Annotated in this window: 21 protein-coding genes and 1 pseudogene; 8 read left to right on the top strand and 14 right to left on the bottom strand. The window is 72.9% G+C overall.

All coding sequences use genetic code 11. From position 1 onward, the window contains the following. Window positions 1-5: 5 nt before the first annotated feature. Window positions 6-1283, bottom strand: coding sequence for a beta-ketoacyl-[acyl-carrier-protein] synthase family protein (locus tag ACFYY7_RS28950; protein ID WP_388665892.1), 1278 nt, complete (start codon window positions 1281-1283; stop codon window positions 6-8). A gap of 198 nt (window positions 1284-1481) precedes the next feature. Between ACFYY7_RS28950 and ACFYY7_RS28945 the strand changes: the two genes are divergently transcribed. Beyond that, window positions 1482-2777 (top strand): hypothetical protein, encoded by a 1296-nt coding sequence (locus ACFYY7_RS28945; RefSeq protein WP_388665889.1) that lies wholly within the window; start codon window positions 1482-1484, stop codon window positions 2775-2777. A 37-nt stretch (window positions 2778-2814) separates the two neighbouring features. Here ACFYY7_RS28945 and ACFYY7_RS28940 read toward each other — a convergent pair whose 3' ends face one another. The 7 genes from ACFYY7_RS28940 to ACFYY7_RS28910 form a co-directional block, all read right to left on the bottom strand. Then, on the bottom strand, window positions 2815-3747 hold the full coding sequence (locus tag ACFYY7_RS28940) for a carbohydrate kinase (protein ID WP_388665887.1): 933 nt from the start codon (window positions 3745-3747) through the stop codon (window positions 2815-2817). Between the two features lie 666 nt (window positions 3748-4413). Beyond that, entirely contained in the window at window positions 4414-4962 is a 549-nt protein-coding gene (locus tag ACFYY7_RS28935; RefSeq protein WP_388665884.1) for a hypothetical protein, read from the bottom strand. A gap of 66 nt (window positions 4963-5028) precedes the next feature. Further along, window positions 5029-5283: a type B 50S ribosomal protein L31 gene (locus tag ACFYY7_RS28930; RefSeq protein ID WP_093540855.1), complete on the bottom strand. Its 255-nt coding sequence runs from the start codon at window positions 5281-5283 to the stop codon at window positions 5029-5031. Window positions 5284-5431: 148 nt separating this feature from the next. Beyond that, window positions 5432-6313 (bottom strand): ABC transporter substrate-binding protein, encoded by an 882-nt coding sequence (locus tag ACFYY7_RS28925; RefSeq protein WP_388665881.1) that lies wholly within the window; start codon window positions 6311-6313, stop codon window positions 5432-5434. 164 nt (window positions 6314-6477) lie between these two features. Then, window positions 6478-7512, bottom strand: coding sequence for an alpha/beta hydrolase (locus ACFYY7_RS28920; RefSeq protein ID WP_388665878.1), 1035 nt, complete (start codon window positions 7510-7512; stop codon window positions 6478-6480). Window positions 7513-7658: 146 nt separating this feature from the next. Further along, entirely contained in the window at window positions 7659-8435 is a 777-nt protein-coding gene (locus ACFYY7_RS28915; RefSeq protein WP_388665875.1) for a hypothetical protein, read from the bottom strand. A gap of 162 nt (window positions 8436-8597) precedes the next feature. Beyond that, entirely contained in the window at window positions 8598-9485 is an 888-nt protein-coding gene (locus ACFYY7_RS28910; RefSeq protein WP_388665872.1) for a LysR family transcriptional regulator, read from the bottom strand. Between the two features lie 79 nt (window positions 9486-9564). On the opposite strand from ACFYY7_RS28910, the gene ACFYY7_RS28905 reads away from it, so the two are divergent. Then, window positions 9565-10848, top strand: a complete 1284-nt coding sequence (locus ACFYY7_RS28905) for an MFS transporter (RefSeq protein WP_388665870.1) — start codon at window positions 9565-9567, stop codon at window positions 10846-10848. Here ACFYY7_RS28905 and ACFYY7_RS28900 read toward each other — a convergent pair. Together ACFYY7_RS28900 and ACFYY7_RS28895 are read right to left on the bottom strand one after the other, a co-directional pair. Beyond that, on the bottom strand, window positions 10838-11155 hold the full coding sequence (locus tag ACFYY7_RS28900; RefSeq protein WP_351256211.1) for a cupin: 318 nt from the start codon (window positions 11153-11155) through the stop codon (window positions 10838-10840). The two genes, ACFYY7_RS28905 and ACFYY7_RS28900, sit on opposite strands and share 11 nt — an antisense overlap. Before the next feature lie 73 nt (window positions 11156-11228). Next, a complete protein-coding gene (locus ACFYY7_RS28895) occupies window positions 11229-11711 on the bottom strand; it encodes a GNAT family N-acetyltransferase (protein WP_388665868.1) in 483 nt (160 codons plus the stop codon). 213 nt (window positions 11712-11924) lie between these two features. Here ACFYY7_RS28895 and pgm point away from each other — a divergent pair, with 213 nt between their 5' ends. After that, a complete protein-coding gene (gene pgm, locus ACFYY7_RS28890) occupies window positions 11925-13565 on the top strand; it encodes a phosphoglucomutase (alpha-D-glucose-1,6-bisphosphate-dependent) (RefSeq protein ID WP_388665865.1) in 1641 nt (546 codons plus the stop codon). A 46-nt stretch (window positions 13566-13611) separates the two neighbouring features. Here the strand turns inward: pgm and ACFYY7_RS28885 are convergent. Further along, a pseudogene (locus tag ACFYY7_RS28885) lies at window positions 13612-13957 on the bottom strand (hypothetical protein); the annotation flags it as partial. A gap of 38 nt (window positions 13958-13995) precedes the next feature. Next, window positions 13996-15897, bottom strand: a complete 1902-nt coding sequence (locus tag ACFYY7_RS28880; protein WP_388665863.1) for an alkyl/aryl-sulfatase — start codon at window positions 15895-15897, stop codon at window positions 13996-13998. Window positions 15898-16205: 308 nt separating this feature from the next. Here ACFYY7_RS28880 and ACFYY7_RS28875 point away from each other — a divergent pair, with 308 nt between their 5' ends. After that, entirely contained in the window at window positions 16206-17522 is a 1317-nt protein-coding gene (locus ACFYY7_RS28875) for a DUF2254 family protein (protein WP_388665861.1), read from the top strand. A gap of 36 nt (window positions 17523-17558) precedes the next feature. Here ACFYY7_RS28875 and ACFYY7_RS28870 read toward each other — a convergent pair whose 3' ends face one another. Together ACFYY7_RS28870 and ACFYY7_RS28865 are read right to left on the bottom strand one after the other, a co-directional pair. Next, window positions 17559-18851, bottom strand: a complete 1293-nt coding sequence (locus tag ACFYY7_RS28870) for an MFS transporter (protein ID WP_388665859.1) — start codon at window positions 18849-18851, stop codon at window positions 17559-17561. Beyond that, entirely contained in the window at window positions 18848-19465 is a 618-nt protein-coding gene (locus ACFYY7_RS28865) for an ArsR/SmtB family transcription factor (RefSeq protein WP_388665857.1), read from the bottom strand. Before ACFYY7_RS28865 ends, ACFYY7_RS28870 begins: the two co-directional genes overlap by 4 nt. A gap of 155 nt (window positions 19466-19620) precedes the next feature. Between ACFYY7_RS28865 and ACFYY7_RS28860 the strand changes: the two genes are divergently transcribed. The 4 genes from ACFYY7_RS28860 (at window position 19621) to ACFYY7_RS28845 (ending at window position 25187) form a co-directional block, all read left to right on the top strand. Continuing rightward, window positions 19621-21708 (top strand): SpoIIE family protein phosphatase, encoded by a 2088-nt coding sequence (locus ACFYY7_RS28860; RefSeq protein ID WP_388665855.1) that lies wholly within the window; start codon window positions 19621-19623, stop codon window positions 21706-21708. A 125-nt stretch (window positions 21709-21833) separates the two neighbouring features. Then, complete coding sequence (locus tag ACFYY7_RS28855) at window positions 21834-22445, top strand: TetR/AcrR family transcriptional regulator (protein ID WP_388665853.1); 612 nt, start codon at window positions 21834-21836, stop codon at window positions 22443-22445. 88 nt (window positions 22446-22533) lie between these two features. Further along, on the top strand, window positions 22534-24237 hold the full coding sequence (locus ACFYY7_RS28850) for an acyl-CoA dehydrogenase family protein (RefSeq protein ID WP_388665851.1): 1704 nt from the start codon (window positions 22534-22536) through the stop codon (window positions 24235-24237). A gap of 98 nt (window positions 24238-24335) precedes the next feature. Continuing rightward, on the top strand, window positions 24336-25187 hold the full coding sequence (locus ACFYY7_RS28845) for a hypothetical protein (RefSeq protein ID WP_388665849.1): 852 nt from the start codon (window positions 24336-24338) through the stop codon (window positions 25185-25187). Window positions 25188-25205 lie beyond the last annotated feature (18 nt).

Here is a 25205-nt window from a genome sequence, read left to right as displayed (position 1 = left end):
AACGATCAAGCAACGGCGAGGACACCCGGGTCCGTCCGTGACGGGCCGTCCGCGTCGGCGCGCTGGAAGGCGAGTACGACATTGTGTCCGCCGAAGCCGAAGGAGTGGCTCAGCGCCCGCTCGACCGGCTGGATCCGGGGTTCCTTGACCACGCAGTCGAGGTCGAACCCGTCCGGCAGCGAGTCCAGGTTGGCGATCGGCGGGACGAGGCCGTGCTCCAGGGTCAGTACGGTGGCGACCGCCTCGATCGCCCCGGACGCCGCGAGGGTGTGCCCGAGGACGCCCTTCGGTGCGGTCACCGACGGCCGGTGCGGGAAGAGCTCGGAGATCAGAGCGGTCTCCATCGCGTCGTTGAGCTGCGTGGACGTGCCGTGCGCGTTGATGTGGTCGACCTCGTGGGCCGCCCAGCCCGCCTCGCGCAGCGCGGCCTCGACGGCCTTGCGCGCGCCGCCGCCCTCCGGGTCCGGGGCCGTGGGGTGGTGGGCGTCGGTGCTGGAGCCCGTACCGGTCAGCAGTGCCCGCGGCCGTCCGCCCCGGGCGTACGCGTCGGCCGTCCGTTCCAGTACGAGCACGGCGGCGCCCTCGCCGATCACGAACCCGTCCCGGTCCGCGGCGAACGGCCGCGACGCCCCCGCCGGATCGCCGGTGCGCAGCGAGAGCGCGCCCATTCCCGCGAAGGCGCTCACCACCAGCGGGGTGAGCACGGCCTCCGCGCCGCCCGCCACCACCACGTCGCACCGGTCGTTCAGCAGCAGGTCGCGGGCGACGGCGACGGCCGTCGCCCCTGACGCGCAGGCGGTCGCCGGGGCCAGGCTGGGGCCGTGGGCCCGCAGGGCGATGGCCACCTCCCCGGCGGCCGCGTTGGGCATCATCATCGGGACCAGCAGCGGTGACACCGCATCCGCTCCGCCGTCGTCGAGCCTGCGCACGTTGTCGACGAGCACGGACACCCCGCCCACCCCGACGCCGAGCACCACGGCGACCCGGTCGCCGTCCCACCGCTCGGGCGACAGACCGGCGTCCGCCACGGCCTGGCGGGCGGCGACCAGCGCCATCTTCACGAACCGTGCCATCCGCCACACCGAACGCCCGCCGACCGCCGCGTCCAGGTCGATCCCGTCCACCGGACAGCCGAAGTCGACCGGCAGTCCGGCCAGTTCCTCGCAGCCACGGGCCGTGGACACACCGGCGCACAGCCCCTCCCAGAAGGTGTGCTCGTCCGCGCCCGCCGATGTCACCAGCCCCATCCCGGTCACCGCGACGCCTACGTCAGCCCTCGTCATGTCCGCCCCCTCCTCCGTAATCGATCACGCCTACTGGTTGTCGAACGGCCGTAGCCCCGGCAAGGATGCGCTCAATGAGCCGAAAGGGTCACCGATGCCTCCGGCGGGCCGAACGGTGCCGCACGCCACGGTGACCGTCCTCACCCGTCCGGACCAGCCCGCCGTGCCGTGTGCGGTGGCAGGCCGTCCCCTGGGGGGATGGAAGCGGACCACGATCATCCGAAGCACCCGCAGGACGGTGCCGAGCTGGAGGAGCTGCGTGCCAGGGTGGCTGTGCTGGAGGACCGTGCCCCGGCCCGGCACCGTCCGCGCGCCCTTTCGTTCCTGGCCGTGCTGCTCGTCCTGGTCGCGGCCGTTCTCACTCCGCTCAGCATCGTGTCGTCCTGGGCGAAGAACCAGATCAGCGACACCGACAACTATGTGGCGATGATGGCGCCGCTCGCCTCCGACCCCGATGTGCAGGCCGCGGTGAGCGATCGCGTCACCGGTGCCGTCATGCAGCACCTGGATGTGAAGGCCCTGCTGTCCGAGGTCTCCCCCGCGGACCGGCCGGTGCTCGACAAGGCGCTGTCGAAGCTGAACGGCCCCATCACCACGGGCATTTCGAACTTCGTGCACGGGACCGTGGAGAAGTTCGTCGCCAGTGACGCCTTCGCGACGATCTGGACCGACCTCAACCGGGCGGCCCAGTCCGCCGCGGTGAAGGCGCTGTCCGGGAGCGGCGGCGGGGCCGTGAAGCTCACCGACGACACCGTCACCATCGACCTCGCACCGGTCATCGACCGGGTGAAACAGCGTCTCGTCGACCGGGGGCTGGGCGTCGCGGCGGAGATCCCCGAGGTCCACACCGATTTCACGGTGCTCACCTCCGATTCGGTGGGCAAGGCCCAGAGGTGGTTCCGGGCCCTCCAGATCATCGGGTTCTGGCTGCCCTTGGTCACTCTGGTGCTGGCCGCGGGCGGGGTGCTCCTCGCGGTGCGCCGCCGTCGCGCCCTGGTCACGGCGGCGCTCGTGGTCGCGGCCGGTGCCGCGGTGCTCGGCCTGGTGTTGTGGGTGGGCCGGGCGTTCTATCTCGACAGTCTGCCGTCCGGGGTGTCGCAGCCGGCGGCCGGTTCGGTCTTCGACGCCCTGGTCGGTCAGATGCGTGCCCTGGTCCGCATGGTCGTCACGCTCGGCGTCGTGGTGGCCCTCGCCGCCTGGCTCACCGGTGACGGCCGCGCCGCCGGCCGTGTCATGGCGATGTGGGGCGGCGGCATCGGTGCCGTACGGGACGCGGCCGGGTTCACCGGCGGCCCGGTCGGCCGGTGGGTGCACCGCGCCAGGCGCCCGCTGAACTGGACGGTCGTCGTGGTGGCCGCCGCGGTCCTGGTGGCATGGGACCGGCCGACGGGCCTGGTCACGGTGTGGATCGCGCTCTGTGCGCTGTTCGTCCTCGCCGTCGTCGAGTTCCTCGACGACGACAGCAGCCCGCATCTGGCGGTGCCCGGGGGATGAAGGCTTCCGGGCACCCCGTTCCCCGGCCGGGGCGTGTTCAGCTCCGGTCGAGTGCCGCCTTCAGCTCCGCCCCGTCCGGCGGGTTGGCGCCGGCCCGGGCCACCGTCACCGCGGCACAGGCCGCCGCGTGCCGCAGGACATCGGCCGTCCGGGCCCGGTCCAGCGAGCGGAGCCGCTCCCGTCCGTCCGCGCCGAGCAGCCCGTGTCCGGCGAGGGCGTGCAGGGTGCCCGACATGAAGGCGTCGCCCGCCCCCACCGTGTCGACGACTTCGGTGGGCAGCGCGTCGACCGTCACCCGCCCGCCGGGCAGTACGGCCAGCGCGCCGTCGCCGCCCCGGGTGACGAGGACGAGTGCCGGGCCGGTGGCCAGCCACCGCTCGGCGACCCGCTCCGGATCCTGGCCCGGGTACAGCCATTCCAGGTCCTCGTCGCTGGCCTTGACCACATCGCTGAGCGCGACGCACCGCTCGACCCTGCGGACGGCCGACTCGTGGTCCCCCATCAGCTCGGGCCGCACATTGGGGTCGTAGCTGACGGTCGCGGACGCCCGCAGCGACTCCACGGCACCGAGGACGGTGGCCGCCCCCGGTTCCATCACCGCCGCGATGGAACCGGTGTGCACGTGGTGGGGCGGCCGGTCCAGCGATACCGGGCCGAGCGTCCAGGTGATGTCGAAGGTGTACTCGGCCCGGCCCGCCCCGTCCAGGGTGACGGCGGCGGACGGGGTGGGGGCCGTGGCGCCGTCCGTGCGGACCTCGACCCCGGCACCGGCGAGATGGTCCCTGATCAGCCGGCCGTCGGCGTCGGGGCCGAGCTGGGTGAGCAGGGTGGAGCCGTGCCCGAGCCGGGCCAGGCCGTACGCGACGTTGGCCGGGCTGCCGCCCGGGTGGACCTGGTCGGCCGCACCCGGCAGCCGGACGATGTCGGCGACGCATTCGCCGATGACCAGCAGGTCGAGTCTGTCGAGCATGGGGGTGGGGTCTCCTGGAGTGCGGTGACGAAGGTGTCCTGGTAGGCGGCGCGGCCTCCGAACATATTGACCCCGATCCTGCCGCGTGTGCGGTGGGTGTCGGTCACATCGACGAAGACGACGGTGCCGTTGTAGGCGTGCAGCCCGGCGGCGCCGTGCCCGTACGCGGTGTCCCGGGCGGCGAGCACCTGCTTTCCGTCCAGGCTGACGGTCGACTCGGGCCCGTCGAGCGTGACTTCGAGGAGGTAGGCGGTTCCGGGCGCGAGGTCGGCGGTGGCCGGTGGTACGAGGTCGTGTCCGGTCGCCAGGTCGTGGAGGCGGATGCGGCGCAGGTCGGGGTCGACGCTCGCCGCGTATCCGGCCGAGCCGTCGTCGGTGGCGCGTACCGCCAGCGAGCCGACCGCGTAGGGCGATCCGGGGTCGACGGTGATCCGGGCCGCATACCCGGCGACGGCGGCGATGCGCTGTTCGGACAGGGCGACGGCATTGCGTTCGGCTCCGGTCACCACCCGCCGGCCGCCGTCGGCGGTACGGGACCAGGTGCCGGTGAGACCGAGCGGATCGGGTATCGGCGCGAGGTCGCCGGAGAGGGAAGCCGCTCGGGAGCCGGCCGGGGCCGGGGGCGCGGCCGACGCCCGGCCGGCCCCCGCCAGGGGGGCAGCAGCGTCAGACCGGCCGAGGACAGGAGTTCAGCAGGGTCGTCTCGACGTCGAGCTGGTCGCCGCGCACCTCACCGAGGCGCAGATACGTCCCGTCGGTCACGGTGAACGCACCGGTGCGCACCGCCTCGCGGCGCAGCCGGGCGAGTTCCGGGACGGGTGCCTGGGCGAGCCGGCCGTCGGCGCCCAGGGTGACGACGCTCGGCAGCGACATCACACCGCACCAGCCGGCCTCGGCCCTGGCGTCCTCGTCGCGGCCCTCCTGGAGCCGGCCGAAGAGGATGCGCCGGCCGAGTGCGTCGCGGGTGGACTGCGGGGCGTAGAGGTAGCACTGCCCGTAGTCGAGCCGGTGGAGCCCGTCGGGGGTGAAGGTGTCGCCCTCGTACCGTCCGGTCCAGTACAGCGGGTAGCGCGTGGCGCCCTCGTCCCGGGCGGAGAAGGCGAGGATGCCGGTGCCGTCGATCCGGAACAGGTCGACGGCACCGACATGGTGCCGGTCCAGTCGAGGTCGGCCGCCGTGCCGGTGCTCGCGTCGCCGGTGAGCAGCCGGTGTCAAGAGGGGTGACGCGGCAAGTCCCCCGCCCCTCCGGGGAGGGCCGGGGGACTCGGGTCCGTACGCGGGTCAGGAGGCGTCCTCGCCCCCGTACCGGCGCTCGAACTTGGCGACCTGCCCCTCCGAGTCGACGACGCGCGCCTTCCCGGTGAAGAAGGGGTGGCTCTCGGCGGAGATCTCCACGTCGATGACGGGGTAGCTGTTGCCGTCGTCCCAGTCGATCGTCTGCTCGCTCGACGCGGTGGACCGGGTCAGAAACGCATAGCCCGCCGAACGGTCGCGGAAGACGACGGGACGGTAGGAAGGGTGCTTGTCCTGCTGCATGCCTGCTCCTGGGGACGTACGGGGTCTGCGCGGGTGGTCCTGACAAGCCTCGCGAACCGGTACGTCCCGCGCGATCGGACACGTCCGTACGGGCGTCGGCCCGCGCGGCCCGTCCCCGCCGGGCGCAGGGCGCACACCCCGCCCGTGCTCAGCGCCCGGCCGCCTCCATCGCGTCGGCCACTCGCGTCAGGAAGGCCGCGTGGGCGCGCGCGCTGCACACCGGCTCCGGGTTCCAAGGCACCACCCGGGCGGCCCGCTCGATCGCCTGCCAGTCCGCGTTGGCCCGCAGCTCGTCGAACGGTGTGGCGTTGGCCCTGATGTCGGCGAGGACCACCTCGGGGCGCAGGGCCGCCGCCTCCGCCCAGCCGACCGTGGACCAGTTGGCGCCCGGCCCCTCGGCGGGCTCCACGAGGCCGACGCCGAGCTCGGCCAGCACCCGCAGCTCGGGCCACATCCGGGGGCGGGCCAGGTGCGTCCGTTCCTGGCCGGCCGGGGAGAGGGCGACAACCCTGGGCCCGTCCGCGCCGGCGGCGAGCGCGCGCAGCCGGTGCCGTGCTCCGTCCAGGTCCTGGGTCGCCGCCTCGGGCTCCTCGGCCCCGAGCGAACGGGCGAGCAGGGCGAACCGGTCGCCGATCTCGGCGAGGGTGCGTGCCTGCCCCACGTCGATGACGACGACCGGTACCTGCTCCTCCAGATGCTTGGCGGTCTCCGGGGCGAGCCCGTAGACATGGCCGCCGCCGTAGCTGACGGCCACCACGAGATCGGGCTCACCGCTCATCAGGGTGTCCACGTCCAGGGCGCTGCCCGCACCGAGGTAGCCGACCTCGGCCAACGGGAGCGAACCGGTCTTCGCCACGTCCGGCACGGCCCGGTCGTCGTGATCGGAGCCGAATATCGCGCCGGGGCGTATGCCGTGGTCCCACAGGGTCGCTCCGGCCTGGACGTAGGCGAGCACCCGCGCCGGGCGCCGCTCGGCCGTCGACAACTGTCCACGATCGTCGGAGAACTGCCACACGGTCTGCTCCCTCACGTCACACACCCTTAGCCACCGGTCGCCGCACCCCGCGTTCCGGGGTCGTACACCAGTACCTGCCCAGCGGACTCCGGTGGCACCCCACCCGGTGGCCGGTCGGCACGGATGGCGCGAAGAAGCCCGTGGACGGCCATGAAACGGCCCTTGCCGTCACCGTTTCGTCAGTTCGGATCCGCCATCCGCCGGGAGAGCCAGGCCAGTGCGGGCGGCATCCGGTACTCGACGGCGTGATGGCCTCCGTCGAACAGCTCGAAGCGTATGACCGCGTCGTCCACCCCGGCCTCGGCCAGGGCATCGCGGAACGCCTGCGCGCCCAGGTCGAGGAACCATTCGTCGCGGGTGCCCGCGTCGATCCAGATCGCCCGCTGGGACCGCAGCGCCCCGGCGTGCCCGGGCACCATCCGCACCGGGTCCCAATCCAGCCAGCGCCGCCAGATCTCCGGGCGGAGCGCGCCCGTTCGCGGGTCGAAGGGCAACTGGGGCGTGCCGTCCGGGGCGGGCGAGAAGCAGGACGAGACGCCGAGCAGTTCGAGCAGCCGCAGATCCTCGTCCCTGGTGAAGGCCACGCGCGAGCGGAAGTCGTCCCACCAGCGGAAGATGTCGCCGTCGTAGTCCCTCAAGTGCCGTGCCGCCATGAGGAAATGGGGAATGTACTGGGCCTCCGACAGCGAGTCGCCCGAGTGCGTCGCGAAGGCGCCGAACAGGTCGGGCCTCAGCATCGGCGTGATCATCGCACCGAGTCCGCCGCTCGACTTCCCCGCCAGCGCGCGGTGTTCGCGGTCGGCGAGCGTGCGGTAGTGGGCGTCGACCCACGGCACGATCTCCTCGCAGAGGTACGAGTGGTAGCGCCCGGTCCCCGGCGAGTCGATGTACTGGCTGCCGCCGTACGTGGTCCAGGCGTCCACGAACACCAGCACCATCGGCGGGGCTTCGCCGCGGGCGAAGATCCCGTCGACGAGTTCGGGCACCGGTTGCCGGTAGGGGGTGCGGTTGCGCCAGACCGGGAGGGTGCCGGCGTAGCCGAGCAGGAGGTACGTGACGGGATAGCGGCGCCCGGGATCGGCGTCGTAGCCGGGTGGGGTGTAGACCCAGAGCGGCCGTTGCGACGGGTCACCGAGCGGGTTGTCGCGCAACAGGGCGCTGTCCAGGACGTGTTCGTCGATACGGCCTGCGAGTTCGGTGGGCCATGGGGACACCGGGACCTCCTCGGGAGCGGAAGCCCGATGTTACTATGATTTCAAAATATATGAATTGGAAGCACCACTGTTGTGCCGACTGCCGCCGCACACCGCGGGCGCGGCCGTCACCGTCTCCGGGACGGCCGCGCCCGGCCGGTGGATCTCTAGAGGTTGGGGCGGATGGCGTCGGCGATGACCTTCAGGCCGGCCACACCCGGGCTGGGGAAGAGCCCGACGTTCGGGAACGCCTTGGTGGGCACGCCCTTCCAGGCGATGTCGGTGTCGAAGAGGTGCATTCCGGCCCAGAAGTCGGTGCCCAGCTCGGAGTTGAGGTGGGCGGCCCACTGGCCGTCCATGTCCATGATCACGCGCTTGGGGCCGATCCCGCCGTTGTGCGGCACGAACTCACCCGTCGCGAACGCCTGCGGGACGCTGAAGTTCAGCATGGTCAGCTCCCCGGCGGCCCGGGGCACTCCGTCGACCTCCGGAGTGGCGAAGAACTTGCTGTCCCCGAACACCGCGAACTGGATCCAGAAGTCCTCGATCTCGTAGACCTTGCCGGTGGCGGAGACGATGCGGAAGCCCCCGGGGTAGCAGACCCGGCCGCTGGGCAATTCGATGTTGTCGTACTTCTCCCCGATGGGCATGACCGCGGCCGTGCCGTTGTCGGCCAGCCGGATCGGGGCGATGGCGTCGATCGTGGCGCCGGCCCTCCTCAGGCCGTCCAGGAGGGGCTGCGAGAAGGTGACCTTCGCCGTCCCCTCCTTGGAGAGGTACAGGCCGGTCTCCCCCGGCTTCACGCAGCCCTTGACGGCGGCGGCGTGCTCCTGGGCCCGGACCTGCGGAGCCGACTGCGCGGCGGCGGGCACTGCCTGACCGGCCGTCAGCATGACGGCGCAGATTCCGGCGGCCACCGCGAGGGGGGCAAGGGTGTAGCGCATGGCTGGTCTCCCTGAGAGACGAATGAGGCATGGCGGGCGAACGCCCGTCCAGACATCTACCAACGGCACCGGTTTCAAGATCCTCGGCGCGGCACCCGGTCGCGCCGAACGGCCGATCAAGCTCATCCCAATGGTCAGACCCGGCCCGGTCCATGCGTTCGCTCAGCCGGTCACGGCACCGGGATCGACGCCGAGCCCGGTCAGGAACGCGGCGGCGGCCGGAGTGGGGCGGAAGCGGCTCCAGACCAGGCGTTCGGTGCGCGCGGGGGCATCGCGGACGGACAGCACGTGCACACCGGTCAGCTCCGCCGCGAAGGCGGCCGGCAGCATGGCGACGCCGAGCCCGCTGCGTACCAGCCGGACGATGAAGTCGGTGCCGCTGACCTCGAACGCCACCTCCCGGGTGAGGCCCATCGCCGCGAACGCCTCCTCCGACTGCGCACGGGCCGCGGTGCCGTCCGGGTAGTCGACGAACATCTCCTGCGCCAGCCGCTCCAGCTCCGTCTCCGCCTGCCCGGCCAGGGCGTGGGTCGGTGCCACGACCGCGACCAGTTCGCCCGTGGCGAGCTCGTGATCGCTCACACCCTTGGGCCGGTAGCTCGGCAGCACCCCCAGGAACGCCACGTCGAGCGTCCCGTCCCGTACCTCCTGGGCCAGGTCCTTGCTCGCTCCGTCCCGCAGCACGATGTGCACCTTCGGGTAGCGGAGGTGGAAGGCCCGCAGCGCGGCCGGGATGTCGACCGCGGAGACGGTCGGGATGGAGCCGACCGCGAGGCGGCCACGGACCTCCCCGGCCGTCGCGGCGACCTCGGCGCGGGCCCTTTCCGCCGCGTCCAGCGCCTGCCGGGCCTCCGGCAGGAACACCTCGCCCGCCGCGGTGAGCCGGACCCGGCGGCTGGTGCGGTCGAAGAGCCGGGCCCCCAGCTCCTTCTCCAGCCGGGCGATCTGATGGCTCAACGCGGACTGGACGACCAGGCACCGCTTCGCGGCCCGGGTGAAGCTCCCCAGCTCCGCCACCGCGACGACGTACCGCATCTGCTGAAGTTCCATGGATCTATCGTGAACCACGATCGATCGAATGAAAAACATGTGTTGGACTCATTGATGGTCGGTCCCCGAGGCTGGGCACATGGCTCACACCACTCACGAAACCCGTAGCCGGGCCGTGCCCCGCACCATGTCCCAGCCGCCCGTGCTCGGGCGCGGTCTGGTTCTGCTGATGGCGCTCGCCGCCGCCCTCTCCTGCGCCGGGAACTACTTCGCGCAGCCGCTCCTCGACATCATCGAGGGGAATCTGCACATAGGTGCCACAGCTGCGGGGCTGATCGTGACCGCCGCCCAGGCCGGGTACGCGCTGGGGCTGATCCTGCTCGTCCCGCTCGGGGACATCATGGACCGACGGCGGCTCGCCGTGGGCCTGTTCGCCCTGACCGCCTTCTTCCTCCTGGTGACGGCCGCCGCGCCCACCGGCCCGCTGCTGATCGCCGGCACGCTGCTGACCGCGCTGACCTCGGTCGGGGCCCAGGTCGTGGTGCCGTTCGCGGCCGCTCTCGCGGCCCCGGCCGAGCGCGGCAGGATCGTCGGCGTCGTCATGTCCGGCGTGCTGCTCGGCGGGCTGTTCGGGCGCCTCGCCGCCGGAGCGCTCTCCGAACTCGGCGGCTGGCGGACCGTGTACTGGGTGAACGCGCTGCTCATGGCCGTGATGGCGATGCTCCTGCACAAGCGCCTTCCCCGCCTGCCCCGGCCGGGCGACGCGGCCACGATGCGGTACACCGGGCTGCTGCGCTCCACGCTGGCCCTGCTGCGGCAGGAACCCCTGTTGCGCCGACGGGCGGCCATCGGTGCGTTCTCCATGGCCTCGTACAGCGTGCAGCTGACCGCGCTGACGTTCCTGCTGACCCGCCCGCCCTTCCGGTGGAACGCCGCCGCCATCGGGCTCTTCGGCCTGGTGGGCGTCATCGGTGTGGTGGGCATGAACATCGCGGCCCGGCTGAGCGACCGGGGCCGGGTGCAGGTGGTGTCGGGAACGGCGGCGGCGCTCCTCACGCTCGCCTGGCTGCCGCTGCTGGCCGGTGAGTCGTCGCTGCTGTGGCTGACGGTCGGCGTGATCCTGCTGAACATCGCCCAGCAGGCGGGGCTCAACAGCAGCCAGAACGTGATCTACGCGCTTCGCCCGGAGGCCCGCAACCGGATCAACTCCGCGTTCATGACGCTCTTCTTCATGGGCGGGGCGGCCGGTGCGGCGCTCGCCTCGGTGGTCTGGTCCCGGGCCGGCTGGAGCGGCATCTGCCTCCTGGGCGGTGCGCTCGCCGCGGGGAGCCTCGTGCTGTGGATCCTGGAGCGCACCCGGATGGCCTCCGCCGCGCGCCCCGGAACCGGGACCGGGTCCGGGTCCGTCGCCGTCAGTCGTTGACGGCGGTCAGGAGCACCACGGCGTCCTCCAGCGCCAGCAGCCCGTGCCGCTCCTGCGGGATCGGGTGGAGCCCTCCGGCGCTCAGCTCCACATCGCCCGAGGCCGCCGTGAGGCGGACCCTGCCGCGGAGCACCTGGAGGGAGGCCGCTGCGGGGGCGTTGTGCTCGTCGAGGGCGGAGCCCGAGGTGAGGGCGATGACGGTCTGTCTCAGGGGTTCCTGATGCAGCAGGCGGTGGGCGCTGCGGCCGTGCGCGGAGGCTCGGGCCGCGGCCAGATGCTCGTCGGCGAGGGCATTCAGATCGTCCATGTGCCCACTGTGCCGCAGGGCCCGTCCCCCCGCGATCCTGGCGCCGGGCGGCGACGCGGATCACCCGGCCGGGTCAGCCGCCGGCCGACCACCGGTACCGGACGTCCGGCTCCCGCTCCTCGTTGCGGCCCCCGTCGTCGAACGAGACGGCGGTGAACCCGTGCCGCTCGTAGAAGGCCCGCGCGTCCGTGTTGCGCTGGAAGACGTACAGCGTGAGCTCGCCGGCCGCGAGCCGGCACACCTCGGCCAGGAGCAGCGAGCCGATGCCCCGGCGCCGTACGCCGGGGCGCAGGTAGAGGTGTTCCAGCTCGGTTCCGTCCAGGGAGGCGAAGCCCAGCAGCTCCCCGGCGCCGGTCTCGGCGACCCGCACCGTCGTCCCGGGCAGCACCACATGGGTCATCCAGGCGAGGGTGTCCTCGTCGCTGTGCACCTTCGGCAGATACGGCATCGACGCGGCGCGCGAGTCGAGGAAGAGCCGGGTCAGCGGACCGGCGTCCTCGGCGGTGGCCTCACGCAGCAGCACCCGGCCGTCCGGTTCGCAAGCGTTCGGTGACATCTCGTCCCTCCTGGTCCGGCCGCGAGCCCGCCGCTTTACGCGGTCCGCGGTGAACTGCTCGTATGCGCGGACCGAACCTATGCCGGGGCGCGTCGGGACCGCCAGTGGGATTCGGCCCGTCCGGGCGGGGCAGTCGCGGACCGGCGCGGGCCACCCGCGAAAATGTGACGGGGGAACGACCGAAGCGACCGACCGATACGGAGGAGTGGGCAGATGCCGCACGAACGAGCTGGACAGCCGGCCCGGCCGGAGGATCTCATCGATGTGGCGCGGCTGGTGACGGCGTATTACGCGCTGCACCCGGACCCGGCCGAGCCGGACCAGCGGGTGGCGTTCGGCACCTCCGGTCACCGCGGGTCGGCCACGGCCACCGCGTTCAACGAGGACCACATCGCCGCCACCAGCCAGGCCATCAGCGAGTACCGGGCGATGCAGGGCACCGACGGGCCGCTCTTCCTCGGCGCCGACACCCATGCGCTGTCGGAGCCGGCCCGGGTCACCGCCATCGAGGTGTTCGCCGCCAACGACGTGACGGTGCTCCTCGATCCGGCCGACGGCTTCACCCCGACCCCGGCGGTCTCGCACGCGATCCTCGGCCACAACCGGGGCCGGACGGCAGGACTCGCCGACGGTGTGGTGGTCACCCCGTCCCACAACCCGCCCGGCGACGGCGGGTTCAAGTACAACCCGCCGAACGGCGGCCCGGCCGGGTCCGATGCCACGGGCTGGATCCAGGAGCGGGCCAACGAGATCATCGCCGCCGGGATGAAGGACGTGCGCCGGCTGCCGTACGCCCGCGCACGGGCGGCGTCGACCACCGGGACGTACGACTTCCTCGGCAACTACGTCGCCGACCTGCCCTCCGTGCTCGACCTGGACGCGGTGCGCGCGGCCGGAGTGCGCATCGGCGCCGACCCGTTGGGCGGCGCGTCGGTCGCGTACTGGGGCCGGATCGCCGAGCAGCACCGGCTCGATCTGACGGTCGTCAATCCGCTGACCGACCCCACCTGGCGGTTCATGACGCTGGACTGGGACGGAAGGATCCGGATGGACTGCTCGTCGCCGTACGCGATGGCCTCGCTGATCGGGCAGCGCGACCGCTTCCAGATCGCGACCGGGAACGACGCCGACGCCGACCGGCACGGCATCGTGACGCCGGACGCCGGGCTGATGAACCCGAACCACTACCTGGCCGTCGCCATCGACTACCTGTACGCCCACCGGGAGCAGTGGCCGGCCGCCGCGGGGGTCGGCAAGACGCTGGTCTCGTCGGGGATGATCGACCGGGTCGCCGCCGGTCTCGGCCGTGAGCTGGTCGAGGTGCCGGTCGGCTTCAAGTGGTTCGTGGACGGCCTGGTCGACGGCTCGATCGGGTTCGGCGGCGAGGAGTCCGCCGGGGCCTCGTTCCTGCGCCGCGACGGTTCGGTGTGGACGACCGACAAGGACGGCATCATTCTGGCGCTGCTCGCCTCGGAGATCCTCGCGGTGACCGGCAAGTCCCCCTCCGAACAGTACGCGGCGCTCACCGCCCGGTTCGGTGAGCCCGCGTACGCCCGGATCGACGCGCCCGCCGACCGTGAGCAGAAGGCGGTCCTCGCGCGCCTCTCCCCCGAGCAGGTCACCGCCGACACGCTGGCCGGTGAGCCGGTCACGGCCGTGCTGACCGAGGCGCCCGGCAACGGCGCGCCGATCGGCGGCATCAAGGTGACCACCGAGAACGCCTGGTTCGCGGCGCGCCCCTCGGGCACCGAGGACGTGTACAAGATCTACGCGGAGTCGTTCCTGGGCGCCGGTCATCTCGGCCGGGTGCAGGAGGAGGCCAGGGCCGTGGTCTCCGCGGCACTGGGGTCCTGAGTCCGGCCGGGGCGGCCTGCGCGCCGCCCCGGCCGTTCGCGCGGGTTCAGCGCACCACGTCGACGAAGACCGGGTTGGTGCAGAACCAGGTGTCCAGCCACGGGTTGCCCCGGCCCGGCTCGTGCGGCAGCGGGCCGTGCGGGTCGATCGCCGCACCGAGGAATCCCGTCCCGTGGCGCTTGCCGTCGCTGCCGCGCAGCCGCCGGCCCGCAGTCCCTCCCTCCAATCGCGTTCCGGTAGCCGTACCGGGTGACGCCGACGTGCGTACGGCTGAACCGGCCGGGCCAGAAGTCGCCGCCGGGCTGCGGTTCGGTGGTGTCGTACGGGTCCGGCAGGTGACCGGTGTTGTCGAAGTTCTGTCCGGGCGGCCACTCGCCGTTGACCCAGGTGTCCTGGGCGCGACCGCGCGGGGTTCACCGGACGGCGGTGTTCACGGCGTGACGATGGCGAAGTCGGGGTCGGGCTCGCCGAGGTGGCCGAGCAGTTCGTCCACCTTCGCGAGATCGCCGTCGGCCTTCGCCCTCCCCTGCTCCACCAGATCGGCGAGGGGTGTTTCACCGAGGAGCAGCGCGCGCAGGGCGTCCTCGTCGAGCGTCACCTCGACGTCCGGCTCGCAGGACGCGGGACCGGTGCCCGTCACATGGGTGAGCACACCGTTGCGCAGCCGCATGCCGACGGGGTCCTGGTCCTTCACGTTCCAGCGTACGCAGATGTCGGCGTCCCAGTTGCGGGGTCCGTCGACGCGGATGGCGAGGGCGTCGAAGAGCTGGTCGAGCGTCAGGGCGCGCAGGAGGTCGGGGGCCGCGGTGGTGGTCGGGGTGCCGACGGGACCGTGGCGCAGTTCCAGTGCACCGGTGAGGTAGAAGTTGCGCCAGGTACCGTTCTCGCTGCCGTAGCCGAGCTGCTCCAGGGCGTCGGCCTGCAGGTCGCGGGCCTCGGCGTTGTCCGGGTCGGCGAACACCACGTGGTTGACGACCTGGACCACCCAGCGGAAGTCACCGGCCGCGAACGACTCGCGCGCCCGGCGCAGCACCTCGTCGGCGCCGCCCATGAACTCGACGTACCTCTCGGCGCTCGCGACCGGCGGGTGCTCCCACAGATGCGCGGGGTTTCCGTCGAACCAGCCCATGTAGCGCTGGTAGACGGCCTTCGTGTTGTGGCTGACCGATCCGTAGTAGCCGTGGGTGTGCCAGGCCCGTTCCAGGGCGGGAGGCAGCTCCATCGTCTCCGCGATCTCCAGCGGGGTGTGTCCCCGGTTGAGCATGCGCAGGGTCTGGTCGTGCAGATAGGCGTAGACGTCGCGCTGCTCGGTGAGGAACTCGACGGCGCGCTCGCGGCCCCATACCGGCCAGTGGTGCGAGGCGAACGCGACGTCGGTGCTGTCGCCGAAGAGGTCGACCGCCTCCGTCAGATAGCGGGCCCACTCCCTCGGGTCGCGCACCTCGGCGCCGCGCAGCGTCAGCAGGTTGTGCAGATTGTGGGTGGCGTTCTCCGCCATGCAGAGCGCCGCGTGGTCGGGGAAGTGGATGTTCAGTTCGGCGGGGGCCTCGGTGCCGGGCGTCATCTGGAAGACCATCCGGATGCCGTCCACCGTCTCCGACTGACCGCTGCGGGTGACCTCCAGCGTGGGCGGGATCACCCCGACGGAGCCCGTCGACGTCGTCTGGCCGAGCCCCGCGCCGATCTGGCCCCGTTCGCCCTTCGGCAGCGCGGCACCGTACATGTAGGCGGAGCGGCGGGCCATCGCCGTACCGGCGTAGACGTTCTCGCTCACTGCGTGCGTCAGGAACCCCCTGGGGGCGATGACCGGGACCCCGCGCTCGATGTCCTCGTCGCTCACCACGCCCCGTACGCCGCCGAAGTGGTCGACGTGGCTGTGGGTGTACAGGACGCCGGTCACCGGGCGGTCCCCCCGGTGTTCGCGGTACAGGGCGAGGGCGGCGGCAGCGGTCTCCGCGGAGAGGAGGGGGTCGATCACCAGGACGCCCCGCTCGCCCTCCACCACCGTCATGTTGGACAGGTCGAAGCCGCGTATCTGGTAGATGCCCTCGACCACTTCGAACAGGCCGTGGCCGGCCGAGAGGCGGCTCTGGCGCCACAGGCTCGGGTTGGCAGTCCCGGGGCAGTCCCCGGTCAGGAAACCGTAGGCCCCGAGGTCCCAGACCACCCTGCCCCCGGCGTCACGGATCACCGTCTCGGCGGCGGTCCCCATGAATCCCCGGCGCGCGTCGTCGAAGTCCCGGGTGTCGTCGAAGGGGAACCGCCGCAGGATCGCGGAATTGCCGTCCACCACTGGCTGCTGTGCGGGCTTGGAATCCGGGTTCCGGGTCATCTTCTCGATCTCCCTCTCGCGTGATCCTGCCGGCCCGCGTACGCGGACGCGTCCGGCCCACCCTCCTCCGGCGTGCGGCGCGGCACGATCGGGGTGCTCCGAACGGGGGACGCGGGGGCGGTACCGGAACCCGGTGCCGTACCGGGTGTCGTCGCCCGCCCGGAGCATCGCGGCTTGTGGGACCCGGGGCGGAGTTCCACGATGGCGGTCCTGGAAGCGACGGCATCGGGGACGGACATGGGTAACGGCAGGGGCAGGAGCAGCACCACACCCCCGCCCCGTCCCGCGCGCTCCCCGCACGCCCCACGATGACTCCGCCCGTCCGTGCCCGGGGCCCCCGCCGCAGCACAGGCTCCCACCGGGCCCGCAATCTGCGCAGCCGCGCCGCGGCCGCTCTCCTGGTCGTGCTCGGCGCCTTCCTCGGCTGGGCCGTACCCGTCTGGGAGCGGCATCTGCCGTCGACAGGGCTGGGGTTCGACGCGTCCACGGCGCAGGCGACCCTCGCCGCCATCGCCGGCGGCATGATCACGCTCGCCGGTTTCATCGTCACGGCGATCACGCTCGTGATCCAGACCGTCCAGTCGATGTCTCCCCGGCTGGTCGCGGCGCTGGGACACTTCAGCCGGTACCTCGTGCTCTTCGGGCTCCTGATCGGCACCGCCCTGTACGCGCTCGTGGCCCTCAGCCAGGTAAGGGAGTCGCACGTCCCCCGGGGAAGCGTCACCTTCGCCGTGGGGCTGGTGCTGGTCGATTCCGTCGTGGTGCTCCACCTCCTGGCCTCCCTGCGGCATGCGGTGACCGGAGGCGGGCTCGCGCGCGCGGTCGGCGAAAGGCTCCGCACCGTCATCGACCAGGCGTATCCGCCGGGGCCCGCGGTGCCCGCGCCGCCCACCGGCGATGCCGACCGTGCCGCCCGCGTATCTGTCCTCCACGGGGGCGGGCCGGCCGTACTGCTCTCCGTCGACGAACCGAAGCTCGTACGGATCGCCGCCCGCCACGATCTGCGGATCCGCTTCGTCCACGCGATCGGGGACTTCGTGGGGGCCCACGACACGGTCGCGTTCCTGGAGCCGGCACACGGCCGGGGCGGCGCGGGCACCCGCCTGGCGAAGCGCGTCGCCGGCTGCGTCCGGTACGGTCCCAGCCGCACCGTGGAGCAGGACGCCCCGTACGGGTTCCGGCTGCTGGCCGACATCACGGTCAGGGCCCTCTCACCGGCCGTGAACGACCCGACGACGGCGGTGCAGTCCCTGGACCAGATCGAGGACGCGCTCCTGAGACTGTCGCAGCGCTCCCTGGGCGACGCCTGGCTGCTCGACGCGACCGGCACCCCCCGGGTGTCGTACCCCTCGCCCGGCTGGGAGGACCTCGTCTCCCTCGCCCTGGACGAGACGCTCATGTACGGGTCGTCCAGCCCCCAGGTCGTCCGGCGCCTGCGCGCCTTGCTGGAGCGCGTGGCCGCTGCCGCGCCGACGCCGCGCAGAGGGGAACTCGCCCGGCGCACGGCCGCGTTGGAACGCCTGTCCTCGGCGGCCCTCTCCGATCCGCTGCTGTCGGCGGTGGCCGATGTGCCCGATCGCCAGGGTCTGGGCGGATCGGCGCCCCGGGACCATCCCCTCGGCTGAGGGCGGAGGGCCGAGGGCGGACGATCATCCGTCGGATCATGAGGCCACCGGCCGGCTGTCGCCGCCCATGGTGTGGTCCGGGGTCAGGGAACGGATGCGGGGTATCGGCGAGGGCAGCAGCCAGAGCAGCGACAGGGCTCCGCCGACGGCCGCGACGAGGAGGGTCGCCCGCAGGCCGATGAAGGTGGCGAGCAGCCCGCCGACGACGGCGCCGACCGGGCGTACGCCGTAATTGATCGTGCTGTACGCACCGGCCACGCGGCTGCGCATTCCGTCCGGGATCACCGTGGCCTGGAGGGAGTTGAGGTTGACGTCGAACAGCATGACGCCGAAGCCCGAGAGGAACTGGGCGGCGGCCAGGGCTCCGGCCCGGAGCCAGAGCGGCCCGTCCGCGGCGGCGGCGATGGCGATCGGCGCCGGGAACAGCACCGAGCCCATGACGATGCCGCGCCCCACACCGAAGCGTCGCGAGATCCTCGGGGCGAGCACGGCGCCGAGGAGGGAACCGGTCGCGCCGGTCCCGAACGCGATGCCGATCACCGCGGCGGAGAGTCCGAGGCTCCGGTCGGCGAACAGCACGAACAGCCCGCTGCCCGCCACGAAGGTGAAGAAGTTGACGGTCGCCGCGCAGCCGAGGCCGGCCCGCAGCACCGGGTGCCGGACGACGAATGTCAGACCCTCCCTGGCGCGCCGCAGCAGCGAGGTCGCCGCCGTGGCAGCGGGCGGCGGTTCCTCGACCGGAACCCTGCCGATCAGGACCGCCGACACCAGGAAGGTCAGGGCGTCCACCACGACGGCCACGGGCGCGGTGAGCACCTGGACCAGCGGGCCGCCGACGGCCGGGCCGGCGACGTACGAAGCGGACCGCGCGGCGCTGAGCTTGCTGTGGGCATCGACGTACGACGCGCGCGGCACGAGGCGCACGAAGAAGGGCGGCCAGGCGGTGTTGAACAGCACCTCGGCGGCGCCGGTCAGCAACGCCACGGCGTACAACTGCCACAGCGTCACCGCGTCCAGGAGGTAGGCCGCCGGGAGGCTGAGCAGCACCGCGGCCCGCGCCAGGTCGGCGAGGATCATCAGACGGCGTTTGCGGGCCCGTTGGTCGACCCAGGCCCCCAGGACCATGGCGAGCAGGTTCGGGGTCCAGATGAGCGCGGTCAGCCACGCCACCTGGTTGGCCGTGACGTTCAGGGCGCCGACGGCGATCAGGGGCAGGGCCAGTTCGGATATCCGGTCACCGAACTGGGAGACCGACTGACCGGCCCAGAAGCGGCGGAACCGCCGGTCCCTCCAGAGCGATGCCGCGGCGCTCCGGTCCGGCGCGGTCACGATGTCCGTCCGCTCTGCTCGTCCGCGCCCTCGGCGCCTTCCGGCAGGACGTAGCGCAGCAGCCGGACGCCGCGGGCTTCGGCAGGCCGCTCGTCCGGGTCACGGGTGACGTACGGCGCGAGCACGCGCTCGATCCCCTCCTCGATGGCCGCGAGTTCCTCGGCGGAGACGACGACGCGGGTGTTGGCCAGCCCGGCCCGGCCGAGCCACGCCGGGTCGAGTGCGGGTTCGACCTCGGCGGCCCATCGGGCCGGGAGGTCGGCCGAGCGCCGGAACATCTCCTGCGACAGCGCCCGCGCGGCCGACCGGCCCTCCTCGTCGGCCGGGTCCTGCGGCGCCTTGAACCGGAAGCCGCCTGCCGCCGCCTCCCATCGCCGTTGACGGCGGTCCGGGCCCGGCTCGCTGTCGCGGACCAGTCCGAAGCCCGCCAGGTGGCGCAGATGCCAGCTGGTCACCGAAGGCGTCGCGCCCACGTCGGGCGCGAGCTGGGTGGCGGTCGCGGGCCCGTGCCGCCGAAGACGGTCGAGGATCGCCAGCCGCACCGGATGGGCCAGCGCCCGCATGGCCTGCGGATCGGTGATCTCGATATCGCCCAGGCGATTATTGGAATCCATGACGTGAGAGCTTCCTCTCATAATTTCTGAGAGTCAACTCTCACATCGTGCCAGTGGCCGCGGGCACTCCCCCGGTGGCGAAGTTCGCAGGGTGCACCGACGCTTGTCCCTACCTGCCGATCCGGGCAGGGGCGGAGCCTGATGGGGGTGAATCCGTGTCGGATGCCGGTGCACCCGTCCCCGAGCCGGCGGGGACCGACGGTATGGGGGCGGCGATCCTGCACACCTTGTTCGCCCAGTCCGCCGTGGGGCTGCATGTGCTGGACACGCGGCTGCGGGTGGTCCGGGCGAACCTCCTGCCCGACGACGTTCCCGCCGAGCGCCTCACGGGTCGGTACTTCACCGACGCGTACCGGCTGGAGCGGCCGCACGAGGCGGAGCGGGTGCTGCGTGGTGTGCTGGACAGCGGGGCGGCCGTGCGCGGTCTCGTCGTCCGCGGCCGGCTCGCGGACGGGGCCGGCCCCGATCGCAGCCTGAAGGTGTCCGTGAACCGGCTGGACGACGCGCAGGGGCACACGCTCGGGCTGCTGGCCACGGTCGTCGATGTCGACGAGCAGGAGAAGGCGCGTACCCGGTCGGCGTGCCTGGCGGCGGTGCGTACCCGGGTGGGCAGGTCGCTCGATGTGGCGGCCACCTGCGAGGGGCTGGTCGCGGCCGTGGTGCCGGTCTTCGCCGACCTGGCCGTCGTCGAGGTGGTGGACGAGGTGCTGCGGGGGGCGGACCCGCCGCCGGGGCCGCTGGGGCACGACGTGCCGCTGCGCCGCGTGGCCCTGCGGGGGCACGGTGCGGACGGTCACCGGGACGGGCTCGTCGGCGAGATGCGCCGGCTGCCCGCCCGTACGCCCTACGCGCTGGCCGTGTCCGACCTCCGGCCCCGCATGGTCCGGCTCGGCCCCCGTACGCCCTGGCTCGGCACGGCCCCCGAGAGCGCGCGGCTGATCGAGGCGACCGGGGCCCACTCCATGATCGTGGTGCCGCTGAAACTGCACGGCGCGGTCCTCGGCCTGGTGAGTCTCTACCGGTGCCGGGATTCGGAACCCTTCGAGGAGAACGATCTCCCGATGACGCTGACGGCCGCCGCCCATGTCGCCCTCAGCATCGACAACGCGCGGCAGTACGAGCGCGACCACGTGATCGCCTCCACGGTCCAGCGCCGGCTCCTGCCGCAGCGCGACGACGGCAACGTCGCCGTGGAGACCGCCCATTTCCTGCTGCCCGGACGCAACAGCGGCTCCTGGTTCGACACCATCGGCCTCTCCGGTGCCCGCACCGCCCTGATCGTCGGCGCCGTCGACGGCCCCGGGCTCCAGACGGCCATCACCATGGGCCAGCTGCGGACCGCCCTCCACGCGCTGGCCGGACTCGACCTGGAGCCCGACGAGGTGCTGGCCCGGCTGGCCGACACCACCGAACGCCTCGCCAGGGAACGGGAGGCGCTGCCGCCCGCGGACCGGCTGCTCGGACAGTCGCTCACGGGCACGTGCATGTATGCCGTCCACGACCCGTTCGCCGGCACCTGCACCATCGCGCGGGCGGGAAACGCGACAGCGGGTCTCATCGCCCCCGACGGCACCACGGCCGCCCTGGACGTACCCGAGGGGCCCCAGCTCTTCTCCGGCGACAGCGCCCCCTTCGCCACCGCCACCTTCGCCCTGGACGAAGGCAGCGTCCTGGCGTTCTTCTCCGGCACCCCGATACCCGCGGGCCGGCAGCCTGCCGGTCTGCGCGAGGCCCTCGCCGGACCCGGCCGCAGCCTCCAGGACCTGTGCGACGACGTGGTCTACAACCTGCCGGCCGACGCGCACCCCGAGGGCGCCGCTCTCCTCCTCGCCCGCACCGGCGTCGTCCCGCCGGACCGGTTCTCGACCTGGGACCTGCCCAGCGACCTGACCTCCCCGGGCGTCGCCCGCACGCTCATGCGCGACCGGCTCGACAGCTGGCACCTCGACGAGGAGACGATCGAGGCGACCGAACTCATCGTGAGCGAACTGGTCACCAACGCGGTCCGTTACGGCGCCCCTCCGCTGCGGCTCCGGCTGATCCTGGACCGCACGCTCACCTGCGAAGTGCACGACGGCAGCCCGGTCGCGCCCCATCTGCGCCATGCCCGCGCCGCCGACGAGGGCGGCCGCGGGCTGTTCATCGTCTCCCAGCTCGCCGCCCACTGGGGCACCCGGTACGGCGACGGCGGCAAGACCCTGTGGACCGAGCAGGAGATCGGCTCCGCCACGGACGACCACTGACCGGCGCGGCACGGCCGGGCCCGTGCGCGACGGCCCGGCGCACAACGGCTGCGCGCCGGGCCATTGCCCCCGGACAGCAACAGTGGTTGGCTGGACATAAGAAGATATGAATCGGGGTTCAGACCATGGCCTACCGACCCACCGCCCGTACGGAGGCGACCCGGCTCGCCCACCGTGAACGGCTGCTCGACGCCGCGCGGGAGCTGCTGGCGGAGGGCGGATACCCGGCAACCGGCGTCTCAGCGCTCGCCCGGCGGGCCGGCGTGGCCACCGGCAGCGTGTACAACCACTTCGCCTCCAAGCAGGAACTGCTCGCCGCGGTCTTCCGGCATGTCGCGGGCCATGAGCTCGGCGCGGTACGGGAGGCGGTGCAGGCACGGCGCGGCGCCACCGATCAGCTGCGCGCGCTCGTCGAGGTCTTCTCCTACCGCGCGCTGCGCAGTCCGCGCACGGCCTGGGCGCTGCTGGCCGAGCCGGTCGACCCGCTCGTCGAGGAGGAGCGGCTCACCTACCGGCGCGGCTACCACGCGCTCGCCGAGACGGTGATCGTCGCCGGCATCTCGGCAGGCGAACTGCCCCAGCAGAACGCCCAGTTGTCGGCCGCCGCCGTGATCGGGGCGGTCGGCGAGGCGCTGCTCGGCCCGCTCTCGCCGGTCGGCGCGCGCACCGACCCGGGGCCCGTCGTGGAGAGCATCACCGCGCTGTGCCTCAGAGCGGTCGGGGCCGGCGGTTCCTGAACCCGGGCCGCCCACCCCGCCGTACCGGCTCGCCCCGAATCGCTTCCCTCGCCGCCCCGACCGTCTACCCAGGACAGGATCACCCGCCATGACCGTCACCCAGCACCGGACCGACCTGCGGCCCGGGGGCCCGGCTCCGCACCCCACCCACGAGGTCACCAACCAGGCACCGCCCCGGGTGGACCTCGACGAGTACGGCACCAATCTGCCGCTCGCCGAGGCCGTCCGCACCTTCGGGGCAGCCTGGCACGAACCGGAACTGCACGAGATCGGCGCCCTGGTCGGCTCCGAACACTTCCAGACCGCCACGGAGCTCGCCCACAACTCGCCGCCCGTCCTGCGCACCCACGACCGGTACGGCAACCGCGTCGACGAGGTCGAGTTCCACCCCGCGTACCACGAGATCATCGGCAAGGCCGTGCACCACGGCACGCACACCTCGGGCTGGGCCGACCCGAAGCCCGGGGCCGCGGTGGCACGTGCGGCGTCCTTCATGCTGTTCGCCCAGATCGAGCCCGGCCACGCCTGCCCGATGTCCATGTCGCACGCCGTGGTCCCGGTCCTCCAGCGCGACCCGGACGTGGGCCGGGACTGGCTGCCGGGCCTGCTCAGCCGCGCGTACGACCCCCGCCTGATCGCCCCGGGCGAGAAGTCCGGGCTCACCTTCGGCATGGGGATGACGGAGAAGCAGGGCGGCTCCGACGTACGCGCCAACACCACGCGGGCCGTCCCGCTGGCCTCCGACCCCGAGGGCCGGGCCCATCTGCTGACCGGGCACAAGTGGTTCTTCTCCGCCCCGCAGTCGGACGCCTTCCTGGTGCTGGCCCAGGCCGAGGCCGGGCTCACCTGCTTCCTCGTGCCGCGGGTCCTGGCCGACGGCACCCGCAACACGGTCCGGATCCAGCGGCTGAAGAACAAGCTGGGCAACAAGTCGAACGCCTCCTCCGAGGTGGAGTTCGACGGCACCTGGGCGGTACGGATCGGCGAGCCGGGCCGCGGCGTCCCGACCATCATCGAGATGGTCAACCACACCCGGCTCGACTGTGTGCTGGGCACCACCGCGGGCATGCGGCAGTCGGTGTCCGAGGCGATCTGGCACGCCCGGCACCGCAGCGCCTTCGGTGCCAGGCTGGCCGACCAGCCGGCCATGACGGCGGTCCTCGCCGACCTGGCGCTGGAGACGGAGGCCGCGACCTGGACCTCGCTGCGCCTGGCCCACGCGTACGAGAGCGGCAGCGGCGAGTCCGAGGAGCTGTTCCGCCGGCTGGCCACCGCGGTGTCCAAGTACTGGATCTGCAAGCGCGGCCCGCACCACGCCTACGAGGCGCTGGAGTGCCTGGGCGGCAACGGCTACACCGAGGACTGGCCGCTGGCCCGGCGCTACCGCGAGCAGCCGGTGATGGCGGTGTGGGAGGGGTCCGGCAACGTGATCGCCCTCGACGTGCTGCGGGGCATCGGACGCACACCGCAGTCGCTGGACGCCTTCTGGGCCGAGCTGGAGACCACGGCCGGTGCCAGTTCCGTACTGGACGCGCATGTCCGCCGGGTGCGCCAGGAGCTGGCCGAGGACCTGCGCGACCCGCTCGCGGCGCAGACCCGGGCGCGGGCGTCGGTCGAAGGCATGGCCCTGGCCCTGCAGGCCTCACTGATGCTCCGTCACGCTCCCGCCGCGTCGGCCGAGGCGTTCGTGGCCGCCCGGCTCGGCGAGGGCCGCGGCCACCAGTACGGCATCCTGCCGCGCGGCACCGACGCCGCGGCGATCGTGGACCGGCACTTCGGCGCCGCGGGCTGAGCCGCAGGGGCGTGTGCGCCGGACCGGCGGGCCGGGGCTGCGGCTCCTGCCCGCCCGTCGCCGGGCGTGGCCGACCGGTTGCGCGTTAGGTTGGCCGCATGGAGTCGAGACCCCGCACCCTGTGGCTGCGTACCGAGCCCCTCCACGCCGTGCTCTACTTCGACGAGGAGTGCCGGGGCATCGGTCGGTCCGTCGGCCTCAAGGGCTTCTGGATGGGGTACTTCGCCACCCGTACGGCCCCCATGGGGCGGATCCGCCCCGAGGCCGCCACCGCCGTCCTGGGTGTCTTCGCGCCCGGCATGGTGGCCCGCGCGCTGCCCGACGCCTGGCGGGTCGTCACCCCCGAGAAGCTCACCGACCTGCGCGCCAGGCTCGCCGCGAGTGCGCTGCGCCGGCTGGTCCCGGACATCGACGCCCTCGCCGGCCCGCTCATCCCGCCGCTCGCCGCGATGGTGGCCGACGCCTCCCCGCAGGCCCGTCCGCTGTTCGCCGCCAACCGCCCGCTGTGCGACCGCACCGACCCGGTGGAGAGCCTGTGGCAACTCACCACCGCGCTGCGGGAGTTCCGGGGCGACGCGCACAACGCCGCGCTCGCCGACCACGGTCTCGACGCACCCGAGGCCCTCGTGCTCGCCGCTTCCACGGGCCGTGTCCCGCGCGAGGGCATCCGGCTCGACCGCGGTTGGAGCGAGGCGGAGTGGGCGGACGCCGAGGAACGGCTCCGCTCCCGCGGCATGATCGACGCGGAGTCCGCTGCCACGCCACGCGGCCGCCAGGAACGGGAGCTCGTCGAGGACACCACCGACCGGCTGGCCGCCCGGCTGCTGCGCCCCCTCGCCGAGAGCGCGGTGGACGAACTGCTCGCCGCCCTGGAGCTGCCGGCCCGGCAGGTGCTGGCCGCGGACCTGCTGCCGCTCCCCAACTCGATCGGCCTGCCCGGGACGGTCTGACGGCTGTCCCGCAGCCCG

Source organism: Streptomyces sp. NPDC001933 (genome assembly GCF_042890955.1).
In the GTDB taxonomy this organism is placed as follows: domain Bacteria; phylum Actinomycetota; class Actinomycetes; order Streptomycetales; family Streptomycetaceae; genus Streptomyces.
Note: the sequence above shows the minus strand (reverse complement) of the source record. Positions and strands in the feature narration are given on the sequence as shown.

Coding starts and splice junctions, on each gene's coding strand:
- ACFYY7_RS28950 (WP_388665892.1), bottom strand. CDS start 1,283: ATGACGAGGGCTGACGTAGGCGTCGCGGTGACCGGGATGGGGCTGGTG.
- ACFYY7_RS28945 (WP_388665889.1), top strand. CDS start 1,482: ATGGAAGCGGACCACGATCATCCGAAGCACCCGCAGGACGGTGCCGAG.
- ACFYY7_RS28940 (WP_388665887.1), bottom strand. CDS start 3,747: ATGCTCGACAGACTCGACCTGCTGGTCATCGGCGAATGCGTCGCCGAC.
- ACFYY7_RS28930 (WP_093540855.1), bottom strand. CDS start 5,283: ATGCAGCAGGACAAGCACCCTTCCTACCGTCCCGTCGTCTTCCGCGAC.
- ACFYY7_RS28915 (WP_388665875.1), bottom strand. CDS start 8,435: ATGCGCTACACCCTTGCCCCCCTCGCGGTGGCCGCCGGAATCTGCGCC.
- ACFYY7_RS28910 (WP_388665872.1), bottom strand. CDS start 9,485: ATGGAACTTCAGCAGATGCGGTACGTCGTCGCGGTGGCGGAGCTGGGG.
- ACFYY7_RS28905 (WP_388665870.1), top strand. CDS start 9,565: ATGGCTCACACCACTCACGAAACCCGTAGCCGGGCCGTGCCCCGCACC.
- ACFYY7_RS28900 (WP_351256211.1), bottom strand. CDS start 11,155: ATGGACGATCTGAATGCCCTCGCCGACGAGCATCTGGCCGCGGCCCGA.
- ACFYY7_RS28895 (WP_388665868.1), bottom strand. CDS start 11,711: ATGTCACCGAACGCTTGCGAACCGGACGGCCGGGTGCTGCTGCGTGAG.
- pgm (WP_388665865.1), top strand. CDS start 11,925: ATGCCGCACGAACGAGCTGGACAGCCGGCCCGGCCGGAGGATCTCATC.
- ACFYY7_RS28880 (WP_388665863.1), bottom strand. CDS start 15,897: ATGACCCGGAACCCGGATTCCAAGCCCGCACAGCAGCCAGTGGTGGAC.
- ACFYY7_RS28875 (WP_388665861.1), top strand. CDS start 16,206: ATGACTCCGCCCGTCCGTGCCCGGGGCCCCCGCCGCAGCACAGGCTCC.
- ACFYY7_RS28865 (WP_388665857.1), bottom strand. CDS start 19,465: ATGGATTCCAATAATCGCCTGGGCGATATCGAGATCACCGATCCGCAG.
- ACFYY7_RS28855 (WP_388665853.1), top strand. CDS start 21,834: ATGGCCTACCGACCCACCGCCCGTACGGAGGCGACCCGGCTCGCCCAC.
- ACFYY7_RS28850 (WP_388665851.1), top strand. CDS start 22,534: ATGACCGTCACCCAGCACCGGACCGACCTGCGGCCCGGGGGCCCGGCT.
- ACFYY7_RS28845 (WP_388665849.1), top strand. CDS start 24,336: ATGGAGTCGAGACCCCGCACCCTGTGGCTGCGTACCGAGCCCCTCCAC.